This is a genomic window from Neobacillus sp. NRS-1170 (genome assembly GCF_050468025.1).
In genome coordinates, this window is the sequence record NZ_JBITPF010000125.1 from 1 (window position 1) to 1,176 (window position 1,176).

Here is a 1,176-nt window from a genome sequence, read left to right on the forward strand (position 1 = left end):
AAGGAAGATTTCAATGGATGTAATCATTGAAAGAGCATGTGGTTTGGATGTCCATAAGGACAATATCACTGCTTGTATTATGACTTCAGAAGGAAAGGAGATTCAAACGTTTTCTACAAAAACTGTTTTTCTATTAAAGCTATTGGACTGGATCAAAGATAATAATTGTTCCCATGTCGCAATGGAAAGCACTAGTGTTTATTGGAAACCTATAGTCAACTTATTAGAGTCCGAAGGAATCGAGTTTTTAGTAGTAAATGCTCAACATATGAAGTCCCTTCCGGGACGTAAAACGGATGTTAAAGATGCCGAATGGATAGCTCAACTTTTGCGTCATGGCCTATTGAAGGCAAGTTTCATTCCTGATCGGAATCAGCGAAAATTGCGGGAACTTGTTCGCTATCGCCGTAGTATCATTGAAGAACGCGCTAGACAACATAATCGAATTCAAAAGGTTTTAGAAGGAGCCAACATTAAGCTTGGTTCGGTTGTTTCTGATATTATGGGTGTATCATCAAAGGAAATGCTTAAAGCAGTGGCAAATGGTGAGGATGACCCCGAAAAACTAGCAAACTTCGCTCGAGGTACAATGAAACGGAAAAAAGAAGAACTTGAATTAGCTCTTCAAGGATATGTTAACCCACATCAACGGTTAATGTTAAAGACAATTTTAACGCACATTGAATTTCTAACAGATCAAATCGATATGCTAGATCAGGAGATTAGCCAAAGAGTTAGTTCTTATCAAGAAGATATTGAGCGTCTCGATTCCATACCTGGTATTGCTACAAGAATGACCGAACAAATCCTCGCCGAGATTGGTACAGATGTTAAAAATCAGTTCCCTACTGCGGCGCATTTATGTTCGTGGACTGCCTTAGTTCCAGGACATAACGAAAGCGCTGGTAAGAGAAAATCTAGTAGATCGAAAAAGGGTAATAAGTATCTAAGATCTGCACTTACAGAAGCAGCTCAATCAGTTCGAGGGTCAAAAAACTATCTAGGCGCATTGTATAGACGTACAGCTGGTCGGAAAGGAAGGAAAAAAGCAGCTATCGTTGTTGCACATGCGATGTTACGAATCGCATATTACCTTCTCACTCGAAAAGAAATGTATGTAGATTTAGGAGAAGATTATTTTGATAGACAAAGGCAAACTTCCATTGTCCGCCATTC

Annotated in this window: 1 protein-coding gene; it reads left to right on the forward strand. The window is 39.2% G+C overall.

Translation table 11 applies throughout. The features are described from left to right. Window positions 1–13: 13 nt before the first annotated feature. Window positions 14–1,176 (forward strand): IS110 family transposase (locus ACIFOT_RS32205; protein ID WP_430073034.1); only part of this gene is annotated, 1,163 nt, incomplete at its 3' end.